Annotated in this window: 15 protein-coding genes and 1 riboswitch; of the genes, 8 read left to right on the top strand and 7 right to left on the bottom strand. The window is 72.2% G+C overall.

Annotated features, from left to right (window positions below):
* Window positions 1–151: 151 nt before the first annotated feature.
* Both nagA and JNO44_RS25440 read right to left on the bottom strand, forming a co-directional pair.
* Window positions 152–1,396 carry an N-acetylglucosamine-6-phosphate deacetylase gene (gene nagA / locus JNO44_RS25435; RefSeq protein WP_205366230.1) on the bottom strand — a complete coding sequence of 415 codons (1,245 nt, stop codon included), beginning with the start codon at window positions 1,394–1,396 and terminating at the stop codon, window positions 152–154.
* On the bottom strand, window positions 1,396–2,328 hold the full coding sequence (locus JNO44_RS25440) for an ROK family protein (protein ID WP_102926552.1): 933 nt from the start codon (window positions 2,326–2,328) through the stop codon (window positions 1,396–1,398). Before JNO44_RS25440 ends, nagA begins: the two co-directional genes overlap by 1 nt.
* A gap of 346 nt (window positions 2,329–2,674) precedes the next feature.
* Between JNO44_RS25440 and JNO44_RS25445 the strand changes: the two genes are divergently transcribed.
* From JNO44_RS25445 to otsB, 3 genes are all read left to right on the top strand, one after another.
* Window positions 2,675–3,943: an ABC transporter substrate-binding protein gene (locus JNO44_RS25445; protein WP_205366231.1), complete on the top strand. Its 1,269-nt coding sequence runs from the start codon at window positions 2,675–2,677 to the stop codon at window positions 3,941–3,943.
* Between the two features lie 87 nt (window positions 3,944–4,030).
* Window positions 4,031–4,285, top strand: a complete 255-nt coding sequence (locus JNO44_RS25450; protein ID WP_039633817.1) for a DUF3263 domain-containing protein — start codon at window positions 4,031–4,033, stop codon at window positions 4,283–4,285.
* Window positions 4,286–4,440: 155 nt separating this feature from the next.
* Window positions 4,441–5,415, top strand: a complete 975-nt coding sequence (otsB, locus tag JNO44_RS25455) for a trehalose-phosphatase (protein WP_205366232.1) — start codon at window positions 4,441–4,443, stop codon at window positions 5,413–5,415.
* Here the strand turns inward: otsB and JNO44_RS25460 are convergent.
* The 4 genes from JNO44_RS25460 to JNO44_RS25475 form a co-directional block, all read right to left on the bottom strand.
* A complete protein-coding gene (locus tag JNO44_RS25460; protein WP_205366233.1) occupies window positions 5,405–6,091 on the bottom strand; it encodes a hypothetical protein in 687 nt (228 codons plus the stop codon). The two genes, otsB and JNO44_RS25460, sit on opposite strands and share 11 nt — an antisense overlap.
* A 95-nt stretch (window positions 6,092–6,186) precedes the next feature.
* On the bottom strand, window positions 6,187–7,293 hold the full coding sequence (locus JNO44_RS25465) for a cytochrome c oxidase assembly protein (RefSeq protein WP_205366234.1): 1,107 nt from the start codon (window positions 7,291–7,293) through the stop codon (window positions 6,187–6,189).
* A 96-nt stretch (window positions 7,294–7,389) separates the two neighbouring features.
* Window positions 7,390–8,877 carry an alpha,alpha-trehalose-phosphate synthase (UDP-forming) gene (locus JNO44_RS25470; protein WP_205366235.1) on the bottom strand — a complete coding sequence of 496 codons (1,488 nt, stop codon included), beginning with the start codon at window positions 8,875–8,877 and terminating at the stop codon, window positions 7,390–7,392.
* A gap of 49 nt (window positions 8,878–8,926) precedes the next feature.
* Window positions 8,927–9,895, bottom strand: a complete 969-nt coding sequence (locus JNO44_RS25475; RefSeq protein ID WP_205366236.1) for a glucosyl-3-phosphoglycerate synthase — start codon at window positions 9,893–9,895, stop codon at window positions 8,927–8,929.
* 176 nt (window positions 9,896–10,071) lie between these two features.
* Window positions 10,072–10,227, top strand: a riboswitch (SAM riboswitch).
* 17 nt (window positions 10,228–10,244) lie between these two features.
* Here JNO44_RS25475 and thrC point away from each other — a divergent pair.
* The 4 genes from thrC to groL all read left to right on the top strand — a co-directional run bounded on the left by thrC (window position 10,245) and on the right by groL (window position 14,635).
* Window positions 10,245–11,522 carry a threonine synthase gene (gene thrC, locus JNO44_RS25480; RefSeq protein ID WP_073448338.1) on the top strand — a complete coding sequence of 426 codons (1,278 nt, stop codon included), beginning with the start codon at window positions 10,245–10,247 and terminating at the stop codon, window positions 11,520–11,522.
* Between the two features lie 56 nt (window positions 11,523–11,578).
* Complete coding sequence (locus JNO44_RS25485) at window positions 11,579–11,857, top strand: MoaD/ThiS family protein (RefSeq protein ID WP_205366237.1); 279 nt, start codon at window positions 11,579–11,581, stop codon at window positions 11,855–11,857.
* 466 nt (window positions 11,858–12,323) lie between these two features.
* The gene (locus JNO44_RS25490; RefSeq protein WP_004986573.1) at window positions 12,324–12,527 is read left to right on the top strand and encodes a cold-shock protein; all 204 of its coding nucleotides are present in this window, start codon (window positions 12,324–12,326) and stop codon (window positions 12,525–12,527) included.
* A 485-nt stretch (window positions 12,528–13,012) separates the two neighbouring features.
* A complete protein-coding gene (gene groL, locus JNO44_RS25495) occupies window positions 13,013–14,635 on the top strand; it encodes a chaperonin GroEL (protein WP_039633792.1) in 1,623 nt (540 codons plus the stop codon).
* 89 nt (window positions 14,636–14,724) lie between these two features.
* Here groL and JNO44_RS25500 read toward each other — a convergent pair whose 3' ends face one another.
* Window positions 14,725–14,895, bottom strand: a complete 171-nt coding sequence (locus JNO44_RS25500; RefSeq protein WP_205366238.1) for a hypothetical protein — start codon at window positions 14,893–14,895, stop codon at window positions 14,725–14,727.
* Window positions 14,896–16,159: 1,264 nt separating this feature from the next.
* On the opposite strand from JNO44_RS25500, the gene JNO44_RS25505 reads away from it, so the two are divergent.
* Window positions 16,160–17,098: a DUF998 domain-containing protein gene (locus tag JNO44_RS25505; protein WP_235094084.1), complete on the top strand. Its 939-nt coding sequence runs from the start codon at window positions 16,160–16,162 to the stop codon at window positions 17,096–17,098.
* Window positions 17,099–17,936 lie beyond the last annotated feature (838 nt).

Genomic DNA, 17,936 nt, shown 5'->3' on the forward strand with positions numbered 1-17,936 from the left:
GCGGTGGCATACGGACAAGTGCGCGAGCGATCATGCCATCGCGGACGGCCGTAGGCCCAGACCCGGGTCGGCCACCCTGCCCGGCCCGGCCGCCGGGGCGGCGGTCGGGCCGGGGACGCCCCGGCGGTAGCGGGGGGGGCGGTCCGGTCGGTCAGACGCCGGGCGGGCGGCGCAGCCAGGAGCCCTGCCGCAGTACGCCCACCACGTCGTGGGCGGCGTCCAGGACGACCAGGTCGGCGTCCTTGCCGGCCTCCAGCGAGCCGGTCCGGTCGGCGATGCCCAGCAGCCGGGCGGGGTTGGCGGAGAGCGCCTGCACGGCCTGCTCGACGGTGAGGCCGTCGAGGGTGACGGCCCGTTTGAAGGCGCGGTCCAGGGTGAGCGTGGAGCCCGCGATGGAGCCGGCGGTGGGGCCCTCGCTGATCCGCGCGACGCCGTCCTTGACCTCGACCCGCATGGGGCCGAGCGGATACATCCCGTCGCTCATGCCGGCCGCACCCATCGCGTCGGTGATGAAGGCGACCCGTTCGGCGCCCGCCGAGCGGAACGCCATCTGGAGGATCGCCGGGTGCAGATGGGTGCCGTCGTTGATCAGCTCGACGGTGATCCGCTCGTCCTCCAGGAGCGCGGCGACCGGGCCGGGGGTGCGGTGGCCGAGCGCGGGCATCGCGTTGAACAGGTGGGTGGCGACGGTGGCGCCGGCGTCGATGGCCCGGCGGGTGGCGTCGTAGTCGGAGTCGGTGTGGCCGATGGCGGCGATCACCCCGGCGTCGGCGAGCAGCCGCACGGAGTCCAGCCCGCCCGGCAGTTCGGGGGCGACGGTCATCATCGCGGCGGTGCCGCGGGCGGCCTCGACCAGCCGGCGGACGTCGGCGGGGTCCGGGTCGCGCAGCAGCTCGGGCTGGTGGGCGCCGCAGCGGTGCGGGGAGATGAACGGCCCCTCGAAGTGGATGCCGGCCAGGTCGCCCTGCTGCACCAACTCGGCCAGGACCGCGGCCTGTCGGGCCAGGTCGTCCAGGTCGCCGGTGACGGTGGAGGCCACCATCGAGGTGGTGCCGTGCCGACGGTGGGTGTCGACGACGGTCAGGCACTCCTCGGGGTCGGCGGACGAGAAGGAGCCGCCGCCCCCGCCGTGCACGTGCAGATCGACGAAGCCGGGGACGATCAGATGCCCCGTCAGGTCGAGGACGGTCGCGGTGTCGTCGTGGAGGTCCTGCGGCTCGGTCGCGTCCGGCGACCGGCCGCGGTCCTTGTCGCGACTGTGGACGGCGGCGATCCGGGCGCCCTCGATGGTGATCCGGCCGTGGTCGGTGACGCCGGAGGGCCGGGCGATCCGGGCGCCGGCCAGGATGGTGCGCCCGGCGTCCGAGGGTCGTCCCGCGGACTGTTGCTGTGCCATCAGGCGGTTACCTCCGTGGAGAGAAGATCCCAGGCGAGCAGTCCTGCGCCCAGGCAGCCGGCGGCGTCCCCGAGGGCCGCCGGGACGATCGTGGGGAGCTGCTGGAAGGTAACGCGCGCGCGGACCGCCTCCCGCAGTGGCGCGAACAGCGTGTCGCCGGCCTCCGCCAGCCCGCCGCCGATGATCAGCATCCGCGGGTCGAGCAGGGTGAGCCCGGCGACCAGGCCGTCGGCGAGCGCGTCCACGGCGCCCTGCCAGACCTCCCGGGCGCGCGGGTCGCCGGACTCCACGGCCTTGGCGCAGTCGGCGGCGCCGGCCCGCGGATCGCCGCAGACCGCGGCCCAGTCGCGGCCCACCGCCGCGGCCGAGGCCACCGTCTCCAGGCAGCCGCGCTGACCGCAGCCGCAGGTGTGACCACCCGGCCGGACGACGAGGTGGCCGATCTCGCCGGCGCTCCCGTGGGCGCCGGCCTCGATGCGGCCGTCGAGTCCGATGGCGCCGGCGATCCCGGTGCCCAGGGGGACGAACAGGAAGCGGTCGGCGTCCCGGCCGGCACCGATCCGGCCCTCGGCCAGGCCGCCGGTGCGGACGTCGTGGCCGAGCGCGACCGGTACTCCGCCGAGGCGTTCGGAGAGCAGCGCCCGCATGGGCACGTCCCGCCAGCCGAGGTTGGCGGCGTAGACGGCGGTGCCGGTGGTCTCGTCGACGATGCCGGGGACGGCGACGCCGGCGGCCAGCGCGGTGCTGCCGAACCGCTCCCGGCCGACGTCGCGCAGCTCGGCGGCGAAGCCGAGGATCGTCTCGACGACCGCCTCGGGGCCGCGGTCGCGCCCGGTGGGGCGCCGCGCCTCGTACAGGAGGGTGCCGTCCGCCCCGGCGAGGGCGGCCTTCATTCCGGTGCCGCCCACATCGAGGGCGATGACGTGTTTCACGGGGGACAGTGTCGCGCGATCGGCCAATAAAGGTCTAGTCCACTCACCGTGCTGATCACCACGTACCGCACGTCACCCCTCGTTCGTCGGCGGTCGGCCGTAGCCGGACGCCGTCGCCCGTGTCCGGGTGCGGATACGCGCCGGTAGCCTCTGTATTCAGCCCTCCCGCGGGCCTGTGACCTGCGCAGGGGGCAGGCCGATACGGAAGGTGGGGGGAGGGTGGTGTAGACCTTGTGGGGGACAGTGGAGAGATCCGCTGTTCTGCGTCGATCGCGGGCGATCCCCGAGACGGCGGAGGGAACACCCGCAAGCACGGAATTTTCGGGACAAAGGGGCGGTAACAGCGGTGCGACGGCGGTACGTGAGCCTGGCGGCGGCAGGACTGGCCGCCACCATGACACTGACTCTCACCGGCTGCGGCAGCGGCTCCGGGGGCAAGGACGTCGCCCTCACGCTGATCGCCGCGGACTACGGCGACAGCAAGGCCAACAGCTCGCAGCACTACTGGGACGGACTCGTCCGCGCCTTCGAGGAGCAGAACCCCGGCATCAAGGTCGACGTCAAGGTCTACAGCTGGACCGACGTCGACAAGAAGGTCGAGGAACTGGTCGACTCCGGCAAGGCCCCCGACATGGCGCAGGTCGGCGCGTACGCCGACTACGCCGCCCGCGGCAAGCTCTACGGCGCCGACGACCTGCTCTCCATCCCCGTCCAGGCCGACTTCACCCCCTCCCTCGCGGAGGCCGGCGAGTACCAGCGCAAGCAGTACGGCATGCCCTTCGGGGCCAGCACCCGGCGCCTCTTCTACAACAAGAAGCTGTTCGCCGCCGCCGGCATCACCGCGCCGCCGCAGAACTGGAGCGACATCCTCAGCGACGCCCAGGCGCTCAAGGCGCACGGCGTGAAGACCCCCTTCGCACTGCCGCTCGGCCCCGAGGAGACCCAGGCCGAGACGCTGGAGTGGATGCTCGCCGGCGGCGGCGACTACACCGATCAAATCGGCAAGTACACCATCAACTCGCCCGAGAACGTCAAGACCTTCGAGTGGCTCCAGAAGGAACTCGTCGGCAAGGACCTCACCGGAGGCGACCCCGCCAAGCTCAACCGCGAGGACGCCTTCGCCGGCTTCGCCGACGGCAACGTCGGCATGCTCAACGGCCACCCCACCCTCATGAAGCAGGCCGAGGCCAAGGGCATCGACTACGGCACCGTCGAACTCCCCGGCACCACCGGCAAGGCGAAGGCCACCATGGGAGTCGCCGACTGGATGATGGCGTTCAAGCAGAACGGCCACCGCACCGAGGTCGGCAAGTTCCTGGACTTCGTCTACAGCAAGAAGAACGTCCTCACGTTCTCCGCCGACTACAACCTGCTGCCGGTCACCAGCTCCGCCTCCCAGGCGATGCTCGCCGACGACCGCTTCAGCAAGCTGCACGGCTTCCTCAACCAGCTGCCCACCGCCCACTTCTACCCGTCCAACAAGACGTCCTGGCCGCTGGTCTCCAAGACCGTCAAGTCCCGGATGGGCGCCGCGGTCGGCCCGCAGGGCAACCCCTCGGCGACCCTCACCGACATCCAGAACATCGCGGACACCGCCGACAACTCCACCGAATAGCGCCGCCCGCGGGCCCGGCGGACCACCCCCGGGCCCGCCTCTGCGGTGGGCTTATCGTGGGAAGCAGACGACGGACGGTGGAGTGGGATGACGGACGGCACCGATGCGGGCACCGAGCGCGGGCTCTCGGCCCGTGACGAGGCGGTGCTCGCCGTCGAACGCCGCTCCTGGCCCGGCCCCGGCGCCAAGGAACGCGCCATCCGCGAGCAACTCGGCATCTCCCCGACCCGCTACTACCAACTCCTCAACGCCCTGCTCGACGACCCCCGGGCACTGGCGCACGACCCGGTGACGATCAACCGGCTGCGCCGCGTACGGGACGCGCGGCGGGCGCGGCGCTGACCCGGGCTCCACCCCCAGAAGACGGCGCTGCGCGCCGGGCCGCCCTCCCGTCACCCGACCTCCACCCCCAGAAGACGGCGCTGCGCGCCGGGCCGCCGTGTTGATGCGCCCGTACACCCGGCGTGCGCCCGTGTCCCGCCGGTAGGGTCGGCGTCATGGGCACCCCGAACGCCGCGCCATCTCCCGAACCAGCGCCGGACCCCGCGCCGGCGCCGCCCGCCGTCCCGGTCCCGGACGCCCCCGCCGGTCGAGCGGGCCTCGCCGCCCTGCTGGCCCACCCCGAACGTGCCGTCGTCGCCCTCGACTTCGACGGCACCCTCGCCGACATCGTCCCCGACCCCGCCAAGGCCCGCGCCCACCCCGGCGCCCCCGAGGCCCTGGCCCGACTCGCCCCGCACCTGCGCGCGATCGCGGTGATCACCGGCCGTCCGGCCGGCGTCGCGGTCCGCCTCGGCGGCTTCGACGGAGTGCCGGGCCTGACCCACCTCGTCGTCCTCGGCCACTACGGCGCCGAGCGCTGGGACGCCGCGACCGGCGCCCTGCACGCCCCCGCCCCGCACCCGGGCATCGCCGCCATACAGGCCGAACTCCCCGGCGTACTGGACCGATCCGGTGTCTGGCACGGCACCTGGGTCGAGACCGCCGTCGAGCGCAAGGGCGGCCGGGCCATCGCCGTGCACACCCGCCGCGCCGCCGATCCGCAGCGCGCCTTCGAGCGGCTGCGGGAACCGCTGACCGCGCTCGCCGAGCGCCACGGCCTGATCGTCGAACCGGGCCGGCTGGTGCTGGAGCTGCGCCCGCCCGGGATGGACAAGGGCGTCGCGCTTGCCGAGTGGGTCGCGGAGACCGGGGCTGCCGCCGTCCTCTACGCCGGCGACGACCTCGGCGACCTGGCGGCCTTCGCCGCCGTCGAGAAACTGCGCTCCGACGGCACCGCCGGCGTCCTGGTGTGCAGCGGCAGCAGCGAGGTCACCGAGCTCGCCGAGCGCGCCGACCTGGTCGTCGACGGCCCGAAGGGCGTGGTGGCCCTGCTCAACGCCCTCGCGGACCACATCGAGAACCCACCACAGGAGCCGGACGGGCCGGGCGAGCCGGACGAGCCGGATGGGGCGGGCGGGGCTACTCCTTGAGGCCCAGGGAGGACAGCGCCGTCGTCCAGTCGTGCGCGATGGCCTGCTGCGCCTTGCCCAGATCGGCCTTGCCGGAGCAGATGGCGGCCTTGAGCTTGTTCTCCACGCCGTCCTTGGGGTTGTTGGGCCCGGCGCCCGGCTTGTGCCCCGGGGACGGCGGCTCGACCCAGAGGTTGCGCGGGTCGTTGGGGTCGCCGCCCAGCTGGAGGCTGATGAGGTGGTCGTACTCGGCGTCGTGCGGCGAGCCGGTGTAGCCGTAGGACTTGGCGTTGGCGGTCTTCTCGCGCCCGGTGATGCTCACCGGCGGCCGGATGCCCTTGGTGTACCCGCTCTGGCAGATCGTGGTCTTCAGCGTCTGCGGGGTGACCTTGGGGTTGGTCGCCCCGGGGGTGCACGTGGGGTCGGGCAGCGGCTGCTTGTCCGCGGTGTAGCGGAAGTGGCAGGTGCCGGGGGCGGGTTGGCGCTGCACCGTGTACGCCGACTGCGGCCCGGGGCCGACGGGTATCGACCCCGACGGAGCGGAGGCGGACGCCGACGCGGACGGCGTGCCGCCCTTCGCTTCGGTGCCGCCCTTCCCGGTCTTCCCGGACGAACAGCCGGCGACCGCGGTCGCCAGGACGGTGACGGCCGCAACCGCGGCCCACCGTGCGGAATATGAGCGTGTACTGAGGGGCATGGGAAAGAACTACCCCGTTCCGGCCCACCGCAGCCACAACACGGGAGCGCGGGGGAGCCCCGAAGGGGCGGACGACGGGACTTCGCGGAAACGCCCTAGCGCCCCCGCCGGAACCGTTCGCCGACCTCCCCCTGATCGGTCTCCCACCAGGGCCGCGTCAACTCCGGCTGCGGCACGGCCGCCTCGCCCGGCGACGAGGCCGTGGTCGTCACCGTGGCCGCGGTCGCCGCGGTCGCCGCGGTCGTCGCGGTCGTCGCGATTGTCGTCGTTGTCGTGGGTGTGGGCGCCGCCGCGGCCACCGCCAGCTCCCGGTCCAGTCGCTCGTCCAGCGCCCGCGTCCTGCGCCGCTCGTCGCGCACCCACTCCGCGAACACCGCGATCAGGAACGGCAGTCCGACCAGCTCGGCGATGGTCAGCATCAGCCCGCCGCCGATCATCTGGTCCTGCTGCGGGCTCGGATCCCACGGGCGGTGCTGGGACGCGTACCAACCGCCCGCGATCAGCGTCCCGCTGGTCATCACCACGATCCCCGGCACCGCGTCCACCAGGCCGTCCAGCAGCACCAGCAGCGCCCGCACCGGATGGCTGCACCACGACGGCAGCAGCTCCTGGCGGGTGAGCATCGGCAGCACGAACAGGCTGCCGGTGACGAGCAGTTGCAGATACATCAACTCGTGCAGCGGACCGTGCCGCAGCGCGGTCGGGAAGTACGGCGTGAAGTAGATCGCCAGCTCGGAGGAGAGCACCAACACGGTGCTGACCAGCGGAAACGTCAGGAAGCGGAGGATCCGGCCGGAGAGCGCCGCGCGCAGCCGGCGGGCCGCCGGCCGCTCCTGCGGCAGCGCGGCGAGCGCCAGCGACAACGGGTCGCCCAGCGCCAGCCCCAACGGCGCGATCAGGTCCAGCACGATGTTCTGCACCGCGGCCGGCCAGAACAGCTCATGGTCGTAGACCGCCAGCCCCGACATGGTGGCCAGCGCGATCGCGCCCAGCCCCAGACCGGCGAACGCCACCGTCCGGGCCACCGGCCAGCGCTCCCCGCGCCGCGCCAGCCGCACCACGCCCCAGGCGTAGAGGCCGCCCAGGACGAGGATCAGCACCAGCGCGTACGGGTCGAGCCGCCAGCTGTCGATCAGCCGCCCGGCGGTCAGCTCCGGCAGACCGGACGCGACCGTCGTCGAAGCAAGCGTTGTCACTGTCACGGCCCACCACGCTAGACCCGCGCGTCGACGATCTACCGGCGGGGTTCCCTCTCGCCCACCCCGCAGCCGGCGGCCCGGCCGGCGCCCGCCCGCCGGTCACTCGCCCAGCGCCTGCAACTGCTCCAGGAACCACCGCGCCGGCGGCAGCGCGGTCGCCGCCGCGGCCAGGTGGGCGGTGCGCGCGGCCCGCTCCTCGGCCGGCATGGACAGCGCGGCGTGCAGCGCCTCGGCGGTCTGCCCCACGTCGTAGGGGTTGACCGTCAGCGCGTCCGCACCGAGCTCCTCCCAGGCGCCGGCCTCCCGGGAGAGCACCAGGGCGCACCCGGCGTCGGAGACCACCGGGACTTCCTTCGCGACGAGGTTCATCCCGTCCCGGATCGGGTTGACCAGCGCCACGTCCGCCAGCCGGTACGCCGCCAGCGACCGCGCGAAGTCGTCCTTGACGTGCAGCACGACCGGCTGCCAGCCCGCCGTCCCGTATTCCGCGTTGATCTCCTCGGCGAGCGCGCCGACCTGCGCGGTGTAGTCGCGGTAGACGGCCAGGTCCTGCCGCGAGGGATAGGCGAACGCCAGGTGCACCACCCGCTCGCGCCACTCCGGCCGGTCGGCCAGCAGCCGCCGGAAGGCCAGCAGCCCGCGCACGATGTTCTTGGACAGCTCCGTCCGGTCCACCCGGACGATCGTCTTCCGGTCGGTGCCGCCGATCTGCCCGCGCAGCGCCGCCATCCGCTCCTCGACGTCCGGCCGCCGGGAGCGCTCCCGCAGGAACTCCGCGTCCGCCCCCAGCCCATGGACCCCGATCCGGGTCCGGTGCGCCTTCTGGTCCGGCGGCACCGCGACCACGCTGGGCGCCTCGTGCCGCGGCCAGTGCGCCGTGCAGTCCGGCCCCAGCGCCCGCTCGCAGCACGCGGTGAACGCCCGCGCCCACCGCTCGGTCAGGAAGTTCGCCCGGTCGGCGCCGAGGATGCCCAGCACCAGCTGCCGCTGGACGTCGTCGGGCAGCATCGCGAAGTACTCCGGCGGCGCCCACGGGGTGTGCGAGAAGTGCGCGATCCGGACGTCCGGCCGCACCTCGCGCAGCATCGCCGGCACCAGCGCCAGGTGGTAGTCCTGCACCAGCACCGCCGCACCTGGGCTCGCGCTGTCCGCCAGCGCCGAGGCGAACGCCGCGTTGTACGCCTCGTACGCCGCCCACTGGCCCCGGAAGTCGGTGTCGAACACCGGCTCCAGCGGCGTCTGGTACAGCATGTGGTGGACGAACCACAGCACGGAGTTGGCGACGCCGTTGTAGGCCGCGGCGTGCACATCCGCCGGGATGTCCAACATCCGGACGCGCTGTCCCCCGGTGTCCGCCACGTCCAGCAGCCCGCCGCTCCGCCGAGCCGCCTCCCGGTCGCCGTCGCCCAGCGCCGAGCACACCCACATCGCGTCGGCCCCGATCGTCGAGAGCCCCGACACCAGCCCCCCGCCACCCCGCTTGGCGCTCAGCTCACCGCCCTCTCCCAGGGCGTACGACACGGGCCCGCGGTTGGACGCGACGAGGACCTCGGCACCTGGCTGGACCGCACTGCGCTCGGAGACCATGTCGCGACATTAACCCGTCACGGATCCGCGCAAACGTACGGATCGCCCCTCAGGCCGCCCGCCGTTCCGCGTATTCCGGTATTTCGGCCATCGGCGGCCGCTCCTCGGTGTCCACCGCCGTCGTCCGCGGCACGAAGCCGTGCTCGCCGCGCTCGAACTGGGTCAGCCGCGGCCGCACCAAATGACCGCGGGCCAACCGGAGTTGGGCGGTGCGGTAGATCGCCGCGGCCATCCGGCCGAGCGCCTGGCCGCCCTGGTGGCGGTGCCTGCGCACCCCGACGTCCACCTGCGCCAGGGCGTCCAGCCCGACGGTGTGCAGCGCGTCCACCAACAGCCCCAGCTCCACCCCGTAGCCGACCGGGAACGGCAGCCGCTCCAGCAGCGAGCGGCGCGCCGCGTACTCCCCGCCCAGCGGCTGCACGAACCCGGCCAGCTGCGGCCAGTGGAGGTTGAGCAGCGGCCGGGCGACCAGCTCGGTGACCCTTCCGCCCTGCTCGCCTCCGGCAGCCGGCCCGCCCCGGCCGGTGTCCAGCGGCCGGTCGTACATCGCTTTGACGAACTGGACCTCCGGGTCGGTCAGCAGCGGCCCGACGATCCCCGAGACGAAGGTGGACGAGAACTCCCGCAGGTCGGCGTCGACGAAGCAGACGATGTCCCCGCTGGTCACCAGCAGCGAGCGCCACAGCACCTCGCCCTTGCCGGGCAGCGCCGGGATCCGGGGCAGCACGCTGTCCCGGTGGACGACCCGGGCGCCGGCCGCCGCGGCGACCTCGGCGGTGCGGTCGGTGGAGCCCGAATCCAGCACCACCAGCTCGTCGACCAGAGGCACCTCCTCGGTCATCAGATCGGCGCGGATCGCCGCGACGATCGCACCGACCGTCGCCTCCTCGTCGAGCGCGGGCAGCACCACACTGACCGTCCGCCCCGTCTGGCGCTTGGCCTCCAACAACTGCTCCAGGGGGCGGTCCGCGGCGGACCAGGAGCGGCCGGCCAGCCAGCGCTCCACTTCTTCCAGCACGTCTACGACTCTCCTCGGCGGCCCCCCGAACGGGAGCCCGTTATGTGATCCATCTCGCGGACCGGACGACTATCTCAACGGTGAGTGCCTTCGGTTACAGTCTTGAACAACGCGGAGGACCCTCGCATGTCGGGGTCGCCGCGCAACAAACGCCTGGGTTCCACCCAGTGCCATACCGCTCATCCAGAGGGGCAGAGGGACACGGCCCGTTGAAGCCCCGGCAACCCTCCAGCCGGTCTCCGCCGCACGACAGCACAGTGCGCGCGAGGCTCCCGGCTAGGGAAGGTGCCAAATCCGTCTCACGGCGAAACGCGTCGTGAGGAAGATGAGGAGAAAGGGCCTCGCCTCCATGGCTGTGCAAGCAACCGAATCCACGCCTTCTGTCGCACTCGGTCCCGCCGTCGCCCTGTCCTGTCGCGAATGCGGCGAGCGCTTCCCGCTCGGTCCGATCTTCGCGTGCCAGGAGTGCTTCGGCCCGCTGGAAATCGCCTACGCGCTTCCCACCGGCGACCCCGAGGCCCTGAAGAAGCAGATCGAGGCCGGTCCCGCCAACATCTGGCGCTATGCGCCGCTGCTGCCCGTCCCCGCGGACGTGGCCGACAAGCCCAACCTCAACCCCGGTTTCACCAAGCTCGTCAAGGCCGACCGGCTCGCCGCCGAACTGGGCGTCACCGGCGGCCTGTACGTCAAGGACGACTCCGGCAACCCCACCCACTCCTTCAAGGACCGGGTCGTGGCGATCGCCGTCGAGGCCGCCCGCGCGTTCGGCTTCACCACCCTCTCCTGCTCCTCGACCGGCAACCTCGCCGGTGCGGTCGGCGCCGCGGCGCGCCGCGCGGGCCTGAAGTCCTGCGTCTTCATCCCGCACGACCTGGAGCCCGGCAAGGTCGTAATGGCCGCGGTCTACGGCGGTGACCTGGTCGCCATCGAGGGCAACTACGACGACGTCAACCGCTTCTGCTCCGAGCTCATCGGCGACCCGCTGGGCGAGGGCTGGGGCTTCGTCAACGTCAACCTCCGCCCGTATTACGGCGAGGGCTCCAAGACGCTGGCGTACGAGATCTGCGAGCAGCTCGGCTGGCGGCTGCCGGACCAGCTGGTCATCCCGATCGCGTCCGGCTCCCAGCTCACCAAGATCGACAAGGGGCTGAAGGAGCTGATCGCCCTCGGCCTGGTCGAGGACAAGCCCTACAAGATCTTCGGGGCGCAGGCCGAGGGCTGCTCGCCGGTGTCCGCGGCCTTCAAGGCCGGGCACGAGGTCGTCAAGCCGCAGAAGCCGAACACCATCGCCAAGTCGCTGGCGATCGGCAACCCGGCGGACGGCCCGTACGTGCTCGACATCGCGCGCCGCACCGGCGGGGCCGTCGAGGACGTCACCGACCCGCAGATCGTGGACGCGATCAAGCTGCTGGCCCGTACGGAGGGGATCTTCGCGGAGACCGCGGGCGGCGTGACCGTCGGCGTGACCAGGAAGCTCATCGAGAACGGCGTGCTGGACCCGTCGCTGACCACCGTCGTGCTGAACACCGGCGACGGCCTGAAGACCCTCGACGCCGTCGCCTCCGGGCCCACCGCCACCATCCGGCCGGACCTGGACGCGTTCCGCGCGGCCGGCCTGGCCGGTTGAGCCGTCCCTCCGCCCGCCCCGTTCCGCACCCCCCGCACCTCCTGGAAGGCAGAACCATGAGCGTCAACGTCCGCATCCCCACCATCCTGCGCACGTACACCGGCGGCGAGGCCGAGGTCACCGCCGAGGGCGCGACCCTCTCCGAGGTGATCGCCGACCTGGAGAAGAACCACCAGGGCATCGCGGCCCGGGTGCTCGACGACGCGGGCAAGCTGCGCCGCTTCGTGAATGTCTACGTCAACGACGACGACGTCCGTTTCGAGCAGGGACTCCAGACGCCGACCCCGGAAGGCGCGGGCATCTCGATCATCCCGGCGGTCGCCGGAGGCTGCTGATACGCCCGACGACTGTCCGGTGCGGCGCGATATGGATCGTATTCGCGCCAACTCTTTGCCGGTAGTGACCGGAAATTGCCCCGTCCGAGCTAAACGGACGGGGCAATTCCGTGTTGTGAAAGGCGATACCATTGGGGCGATCCCCCTCCGGTTATCTCCGTGTGCATGCCGAACGCATATGAGATCGCGGTGACTTGTGCGCAAGTTGTGTGCGCGATTTGTCGTCTATGCCACTTATTCCCGGCCCGACTTAGCCTGAGATAACGGGATTTGAGCGCATGCAGCCGTTTCCCTGGTGCAAGAATTCTCGTCCGATTGACCTGTTGCGCTGGGCATTGGTCCAGATACATTCAGCGGCGGTCGACGCGTTCCGGCGCACACCCCGCGGGCCATTCCGGGGGGTGAGGTCTGACCCGGGTCCGCGGAGTGCGGTCCTGTGCAAGGGCCAGTAATAGGGGAGTTAGGCATGGCTCAGGGCACCGTCAAGTGGTTCAACGCGGAGAAGGGGTACGGCTTCATCGCGGTCGACGGTGGTGCGGATGTTTTCGTCCACTACAGCGCGATCCAGATGGACGGGTACCGCACCCTGGAGGAGGGTCAGCGAGTCGAGTTCGAGATCTCGCAGGGCCAGAAGGGGCCACAGGCGGACATGGTCCGGGTCACCGCCTGAGGCGGCGGCCGACTGCATCGTTTCGCGGAAGGCCCGCATCCCCGAGTACGGGGTTGCGGGCCTTCTGTCGTTCCCGGGGGTCGCGCGCGCCTCGCGCGCGGGCGCGCGCGAGCGGAGGCTAAGGGGCGGCGAGCAGGGTGCGGCGCCCGTCTCGCGGACGGGGCCCGACCCTCTCGCGGGCGAGCGGCACACCGCCCGTCAAGCACCTGTACCCACCCCCGGCCCGAGTGTCACCACCATGGGAGACATCTCCGGAGCCGCTTGCACTCGATGGGTGCGAGTGCTAATCATTGCGTTAGCACTCTCCCCGTGAGAGTGCTGAATACGGACCGGGTCGGTGAGGCCCGCACGCCAGGTGGGGCAAGGAACCACACGGCATGCAGGCCGTCCGTCGCGGGCGCCAGCGCGGTCCGAGCTTTCCTCCCCCGAGCTCAACTTCGTTCGAGCGAGGGGGTACCCCCATCAGCCCGGAGGGACCACTTCACATGGCCAAGATCATCGCGTTCGACGAGGAGGCGCGGCGCGGCCTTGAGCGCGGTATGAACCAGCTCGCCGACGCCGTCAAGGTCACCCTCGGCCCCAAGGGCCGCAACGTCGTCCTTGAGAAGAAGTGGGGCGCCCCCACGATCACCAACGATGGTGTTTCCATCGCCAAGGAGATCGAGCTGGAGGACCCGTACGAGAAGATCGGCGCCGAGCTGGTCAAGGAGGTCGCGAAGAAGACGGACGACGTCGCCGGTGACGGCACGACGACCGCGACCGTCCTGGCCCAGGCGCTGGTCCGCGAGGGCCTGCGCAACGTCGCCGCCGGCGCCAACCCGATGGCCCTGAAGCGCGGCATCGAGAAGGCCGTCGAGGCCGTCTCCGGTGCGCTGCTCGACCAGGCCAAGGAGATCGAGACCAAGGAGCAGATCGCCTCCACCGCGTCCATCTCCGCCGCCGACCCGCAGATCGGCGAGCTCATCGCCGAGGCCATGGACAAGGTCGGCAAGGAAGGCGTCATCACCGTCGAGGAGTCCCAGACCTTCGGTCTGGAGCTGGAGCTCACCGAGGGTATGCGCTTCGACAAGGGCTACATCTCGGCGTACTTCGCGACCGACATGGAGCGCATGGAGGCGGCGCTCGAGGACCCCTACATCCTCATCGTCAACTCCAAGGTCAGCAACGTGAAGGACCTGCTGCCCCTCCTTGAGAAGGTCATGCAGTCCGGCAAGCCGCTGCTGATCATCGCCGAGGACGTCGAGGGCGAGGCCCTGTCGACCCTGGTCGTCAACAAGATCCGCGGCACCTTCAAGTCCGTCGCGGTCAAGGCGCCCGGCTTCGGTGACCGCCGCAAGGCCATGCTCGGCGACATCGCCATCCTCACCGGTGGCACCGTCATCTCCGAGGAGGTCGGCCTCAAGCTGGAGAACGCCGGTCTCGACCTGCTCGGCCGCGCCCGCAAGGTCGTCATCACCAAGGACGAGACCACCATCGTCGACGGTGCCGGTGACAGCGAGCAGGTCCAGGGCCGGGTCAACCAGATCCGCGCCGAGATCGAGAACAGCGACTCGGACTACGACCGCGAGAAGCTCCAGGAGCGCCTCGCGAAGCTGGCCGGCGGCGTGGCCGTCATCAAGGCCGGTGCCGCGACCGAGGTCGAGCTCAAGGAGCGCAAGCACCGCATCGAGGACGCCGTTCGCAACGCGAAGGCGGCCGTCGAGGAGGGCATCGTCGCCGGCGGTGGCGTGGCCCTGCTGCAGGCTTCCTCGGTCTTCGAGAAGCTGGAGCTGGACGGCGACGAGGCCACCGGTGCCGCCGCCGTGAAGCTGGCCCTGGAGGCCCCGCTCAAGCAGATCTCCGTGAACGCCGGCCTTGAGGGTGGCGTCATCGTGGAGAAGGTGCGCAACCTCACCCCGGGTCACGGCCTGAACGCCGCGACCGGCGAGTACGTCGACATGATCGCCGAGGGCATCATCGACCCCGCCAAGGTGACGCGCTCCGCGCTGCAGAACGCCGCCTCCATCGCGGCGCTGTTCCTCACCACCGAGGCCGTCATCGCCGACAAGCCGGAGAAGGCCGCTGCGGCCGCTCCGGGCGGCATGCCGGGCGGTGACATGGACTTCTGATCGACCTCTGGTTGATCAACGTCCGCTCGTTCGCCGGGGCGGTACCCCTCTCCCAGGGGTACCGCCCCGGCGGCGTTGTGCGCCGGGTGTTACGGCAGGTGGCCCAGGAGCCAGATGGAGCGCTCCTCGATGATCAAGGTGTGCTCCTCGTTCTGCGAGGCCGGGACGAAGTCGTCCAGGGGGCTCTCGGTCGGCGGCAGGCCGTCGATCGGGGCGCAGAGGTCGGCGTGGTCGGGCTCCCGCACGGCGACGGCGCTCACCGCGAAGCAGTGCTGTAGACGTCCGTCTGGTGGTCGACGCCCTGGCGCTCCAACTGGGCGAGGGCGATGGGGCCCTCGGTTCCTTAGGGGCTCGGGGGAGGGGGGACCAGGCCGCCCATGCTGAACCCCCGACGACGAGCCGTTCGCCGCCGAGGCGTTCACCGCCGAGGCGTTCGGCCGTGGACCGGAGGACGGCGGCCGTGGCGACCCGGGCGTTGGCCAGGATGGAGGCGCTGCGCTCGTCGTAGCCGACGAGGACGACGTCCCGGCCCCGGCGGCGGAGTGCGCCCAGGAGGACCGCGGCGGCGGCCTGCAGGGCCTCGGCGGCCTGCTCTTCGGTGATGTCCATGAGCGTTCCTCCCTTGAGGGGGTCGGCTACTTCGCGGAGGTGACGACAAAGACCGCGGCGGTGGAGCTCTGACCCCGGCTGTTGGTGACCGCGTGGGCGAAGGAATCGCCGCCGCATAAACCGGAGTTGGCGGTGTGGCGACCGTGCCGTCCTGCACGGCGGCGGTGCCGTCGGCGGGCGCGGCCACCCCGCTGACGGTCAGGCCGCGGGCCGTGCCGGAGCCGCCGTTGGCGTCGTCGGCGAGGACGTCGGCGCGGACGTCGATGGTGACCGGGGTGACCGGGCGGGCCCGGGCGTCGTCGTCACCACCGAGCCGACGACCGCCGCGCGGGCCACGGCCGCGCCGACGCGGCGGTCGACCTCCCCCGCCCGCCCTGCCCCGCGCACTGCCGGACGGTGTCCCGTGTCTGGATCATTGCCGCTGTCCCCCCCGTGGAGCCGATGCCGGTGCGCGGGCCCTTCGCCGTCGCGTCCGTTCCCGGCGAGGCAATGACAGCGGCATGGTCACTCTTCGCACCAGTACACATGTGGACAGTCGCGATCGCCGCTATACGGAAGCGCGATCGTCGGCCGATCGGGAAGGGACCATTGCTCACGCGAACGCCCGTTCGTTCGATCACGAACGGTCGGCAACCGGACGGCCGACGATCGCCCGCCTCGCCGACGACGCTTCAAACCCGATGCCGTACATGGCTGGATCAGTCGATCAGGGGACGTGTTCCGCCTGTCGGGTGGCGGCTCGGCGCGCCTCCGAACGGCGCGCCAACGTAGCGGGCCCCACCGGGGAGAACCTCGCCTAGGGCCCGTCATCACACTCCCGCACGCCACCCACCGCCCGGCCCGCCCTCCCGGCGAACGACGGGAGCCCGACGACAGGCCCCAGGACCCCGCCCCCACCCGGAACAGGACCCGCCCGTGCCGAACGTCCCCAACCCCACGACGACCGGTGCCCGCACCGTCTACGAGCCCGTGGTCACCCCCACCACCCGCTACGCCGGACGGGAGGCGACGGCGGCCTTCCTCTTCGCCGCCGCCGCCCTGCTCTACAACTGGTGGCCGCTGGAATTCCTCCTCCCCACCGGCCTCGACCCCCGCCACTCCTACGTCAGCGAGCTCTACGCCGCCGACCAGCCACTGCGCCGCCTCTTCGGCGGCCTGGAAGGGGCCTGCGCCCTCCTCGTCATCACCGGCGCCCTGCTCGCCCGCAGCACACCCTCGGGCCACGGCCGCTGGGCCCGCGCGGGCTGGCTCTCCCTGGCCGGCCTCGCCCTCTCCTCACTGGCCGACGTCCTGCTGCCCATGGCCTGCGCCCCCTCGGTGGAACAGGACTGCATCGCCGTCCACCCCTGGCACACCGCCACCAGCGCCTTCGCCCACTTCTTCCTCTTCGCTTCGATGGCCTTTCTCAGCAGGGCCGCCGCCGTCCAACGACCCCCCATGCCGGCGGTCCGCCGCTGGGGCCCACGCGTCCTGGCCGTGGCCATGCCCGCCGCGATCCTCACCGTCGGCCCGCTCATCGGCCACCCCGGCTGGCACGGCGTCCCGCAACGCGTCCACCTGACCCTGGTCGGCGCGTGGTTCGCCCTCCTGGCCTGGGAGTTGGGCCGCTCGGCCCGCCGCCGACGCCGCTGGGCCGGCCACTGGGACGGCCCCTGGGCGCGCTATGTGGAGGGCCTCAGGCGCGCATGGCGGACCGAACCCGCCGGGCGCGCGAACGGACCTGCTCGGGAGCCAGCCGCCCCGGAGCCGGGAGCTGAGGGGCCGGGAACTGCGGATCCGGGGAACGCAGGGCCGAGGGATCCGGGACCGGGGGCACAGGGGGCAGGCCCAACGCATCCGGACGCCCCGGAGTGAGCCGACGCGAAGCGGGGTGGTGGCCCGATGCGGGCCGACCTCCGGTGGGCCGATCCCCTGTGCGTGGGGCTTCGGCACGGCGGTCGGCATAGCGGTCTGTGCGTTGATCGGTGCGCCGATCGGTGGGGTAGCCGCCGGGGTGGTCGCTGGAGTGGTCGCTGGAGCGGTGGGCGTACTGGCCGGAGTGCTGGTCGGCGTACTGGTCGGGTGGGGTTTCTCCTCGGCAGTCGCGGCAGATGCCGCCGGGGAGCGCTTCGGGGCGCCCTGGTACGCGACAGACCGTGCACTCCATGATGCGTGGTCCCGCCGGCCTGGTAGCCGGCGCGACCGGGGCCGGGGTCGGGGCCTGGATGACGGGCGGGAGCTTGGCCGTCAGCCGGGACAGCGCGAACCGGGCCGGGTGGTGGACGTGGGCCGGTAGCCCGGCCGTCAGCGCGGCCAGGACTTGTTCCGTCGAGGCGCCCCTGGCCAGCCAGTCCGCCGCGAACGGCTCCAGGGCCTCGCAGTCGGCCGCGGAGAGCGTCAGACGGGGCTCGACCCGCCCGAGGCCCGCGAGGAGGCCGTAGGCGGCGCTGCGGGGGCTGGAGGGGGAGAGGGAGAGGGAAAGCGCGGGCGAGGACGAGGGGGAGGGGGACGGTGAGGGCGAAGGGGCGGCGGCTGGGTGCTCCGGCCGGCCGGTCTCCTGCGGCATGTGCGGCATGTGCGGCGCGCTCCCGGCGTGCGCCTCGGGGGAGTTACCGACCTGCGCGATCGCCACGTCCGCGGGTGCGTCTCCGGGCGCGTTCCCCGGCGCGTTCCCAGCGTGCAGGGCCGCCCACCAGGCGTCGTCCCGCGCTGT

The organism is Streptomyces noursei (assembly GCF_016917755.1).
Classification (GTDB): domain Bacteria; phylum Actinomycetota; class Actinomycetes; order Streptomycetales; family Streptomycetaceae; genus Streptomyces; species Streptomyces yunnanensis.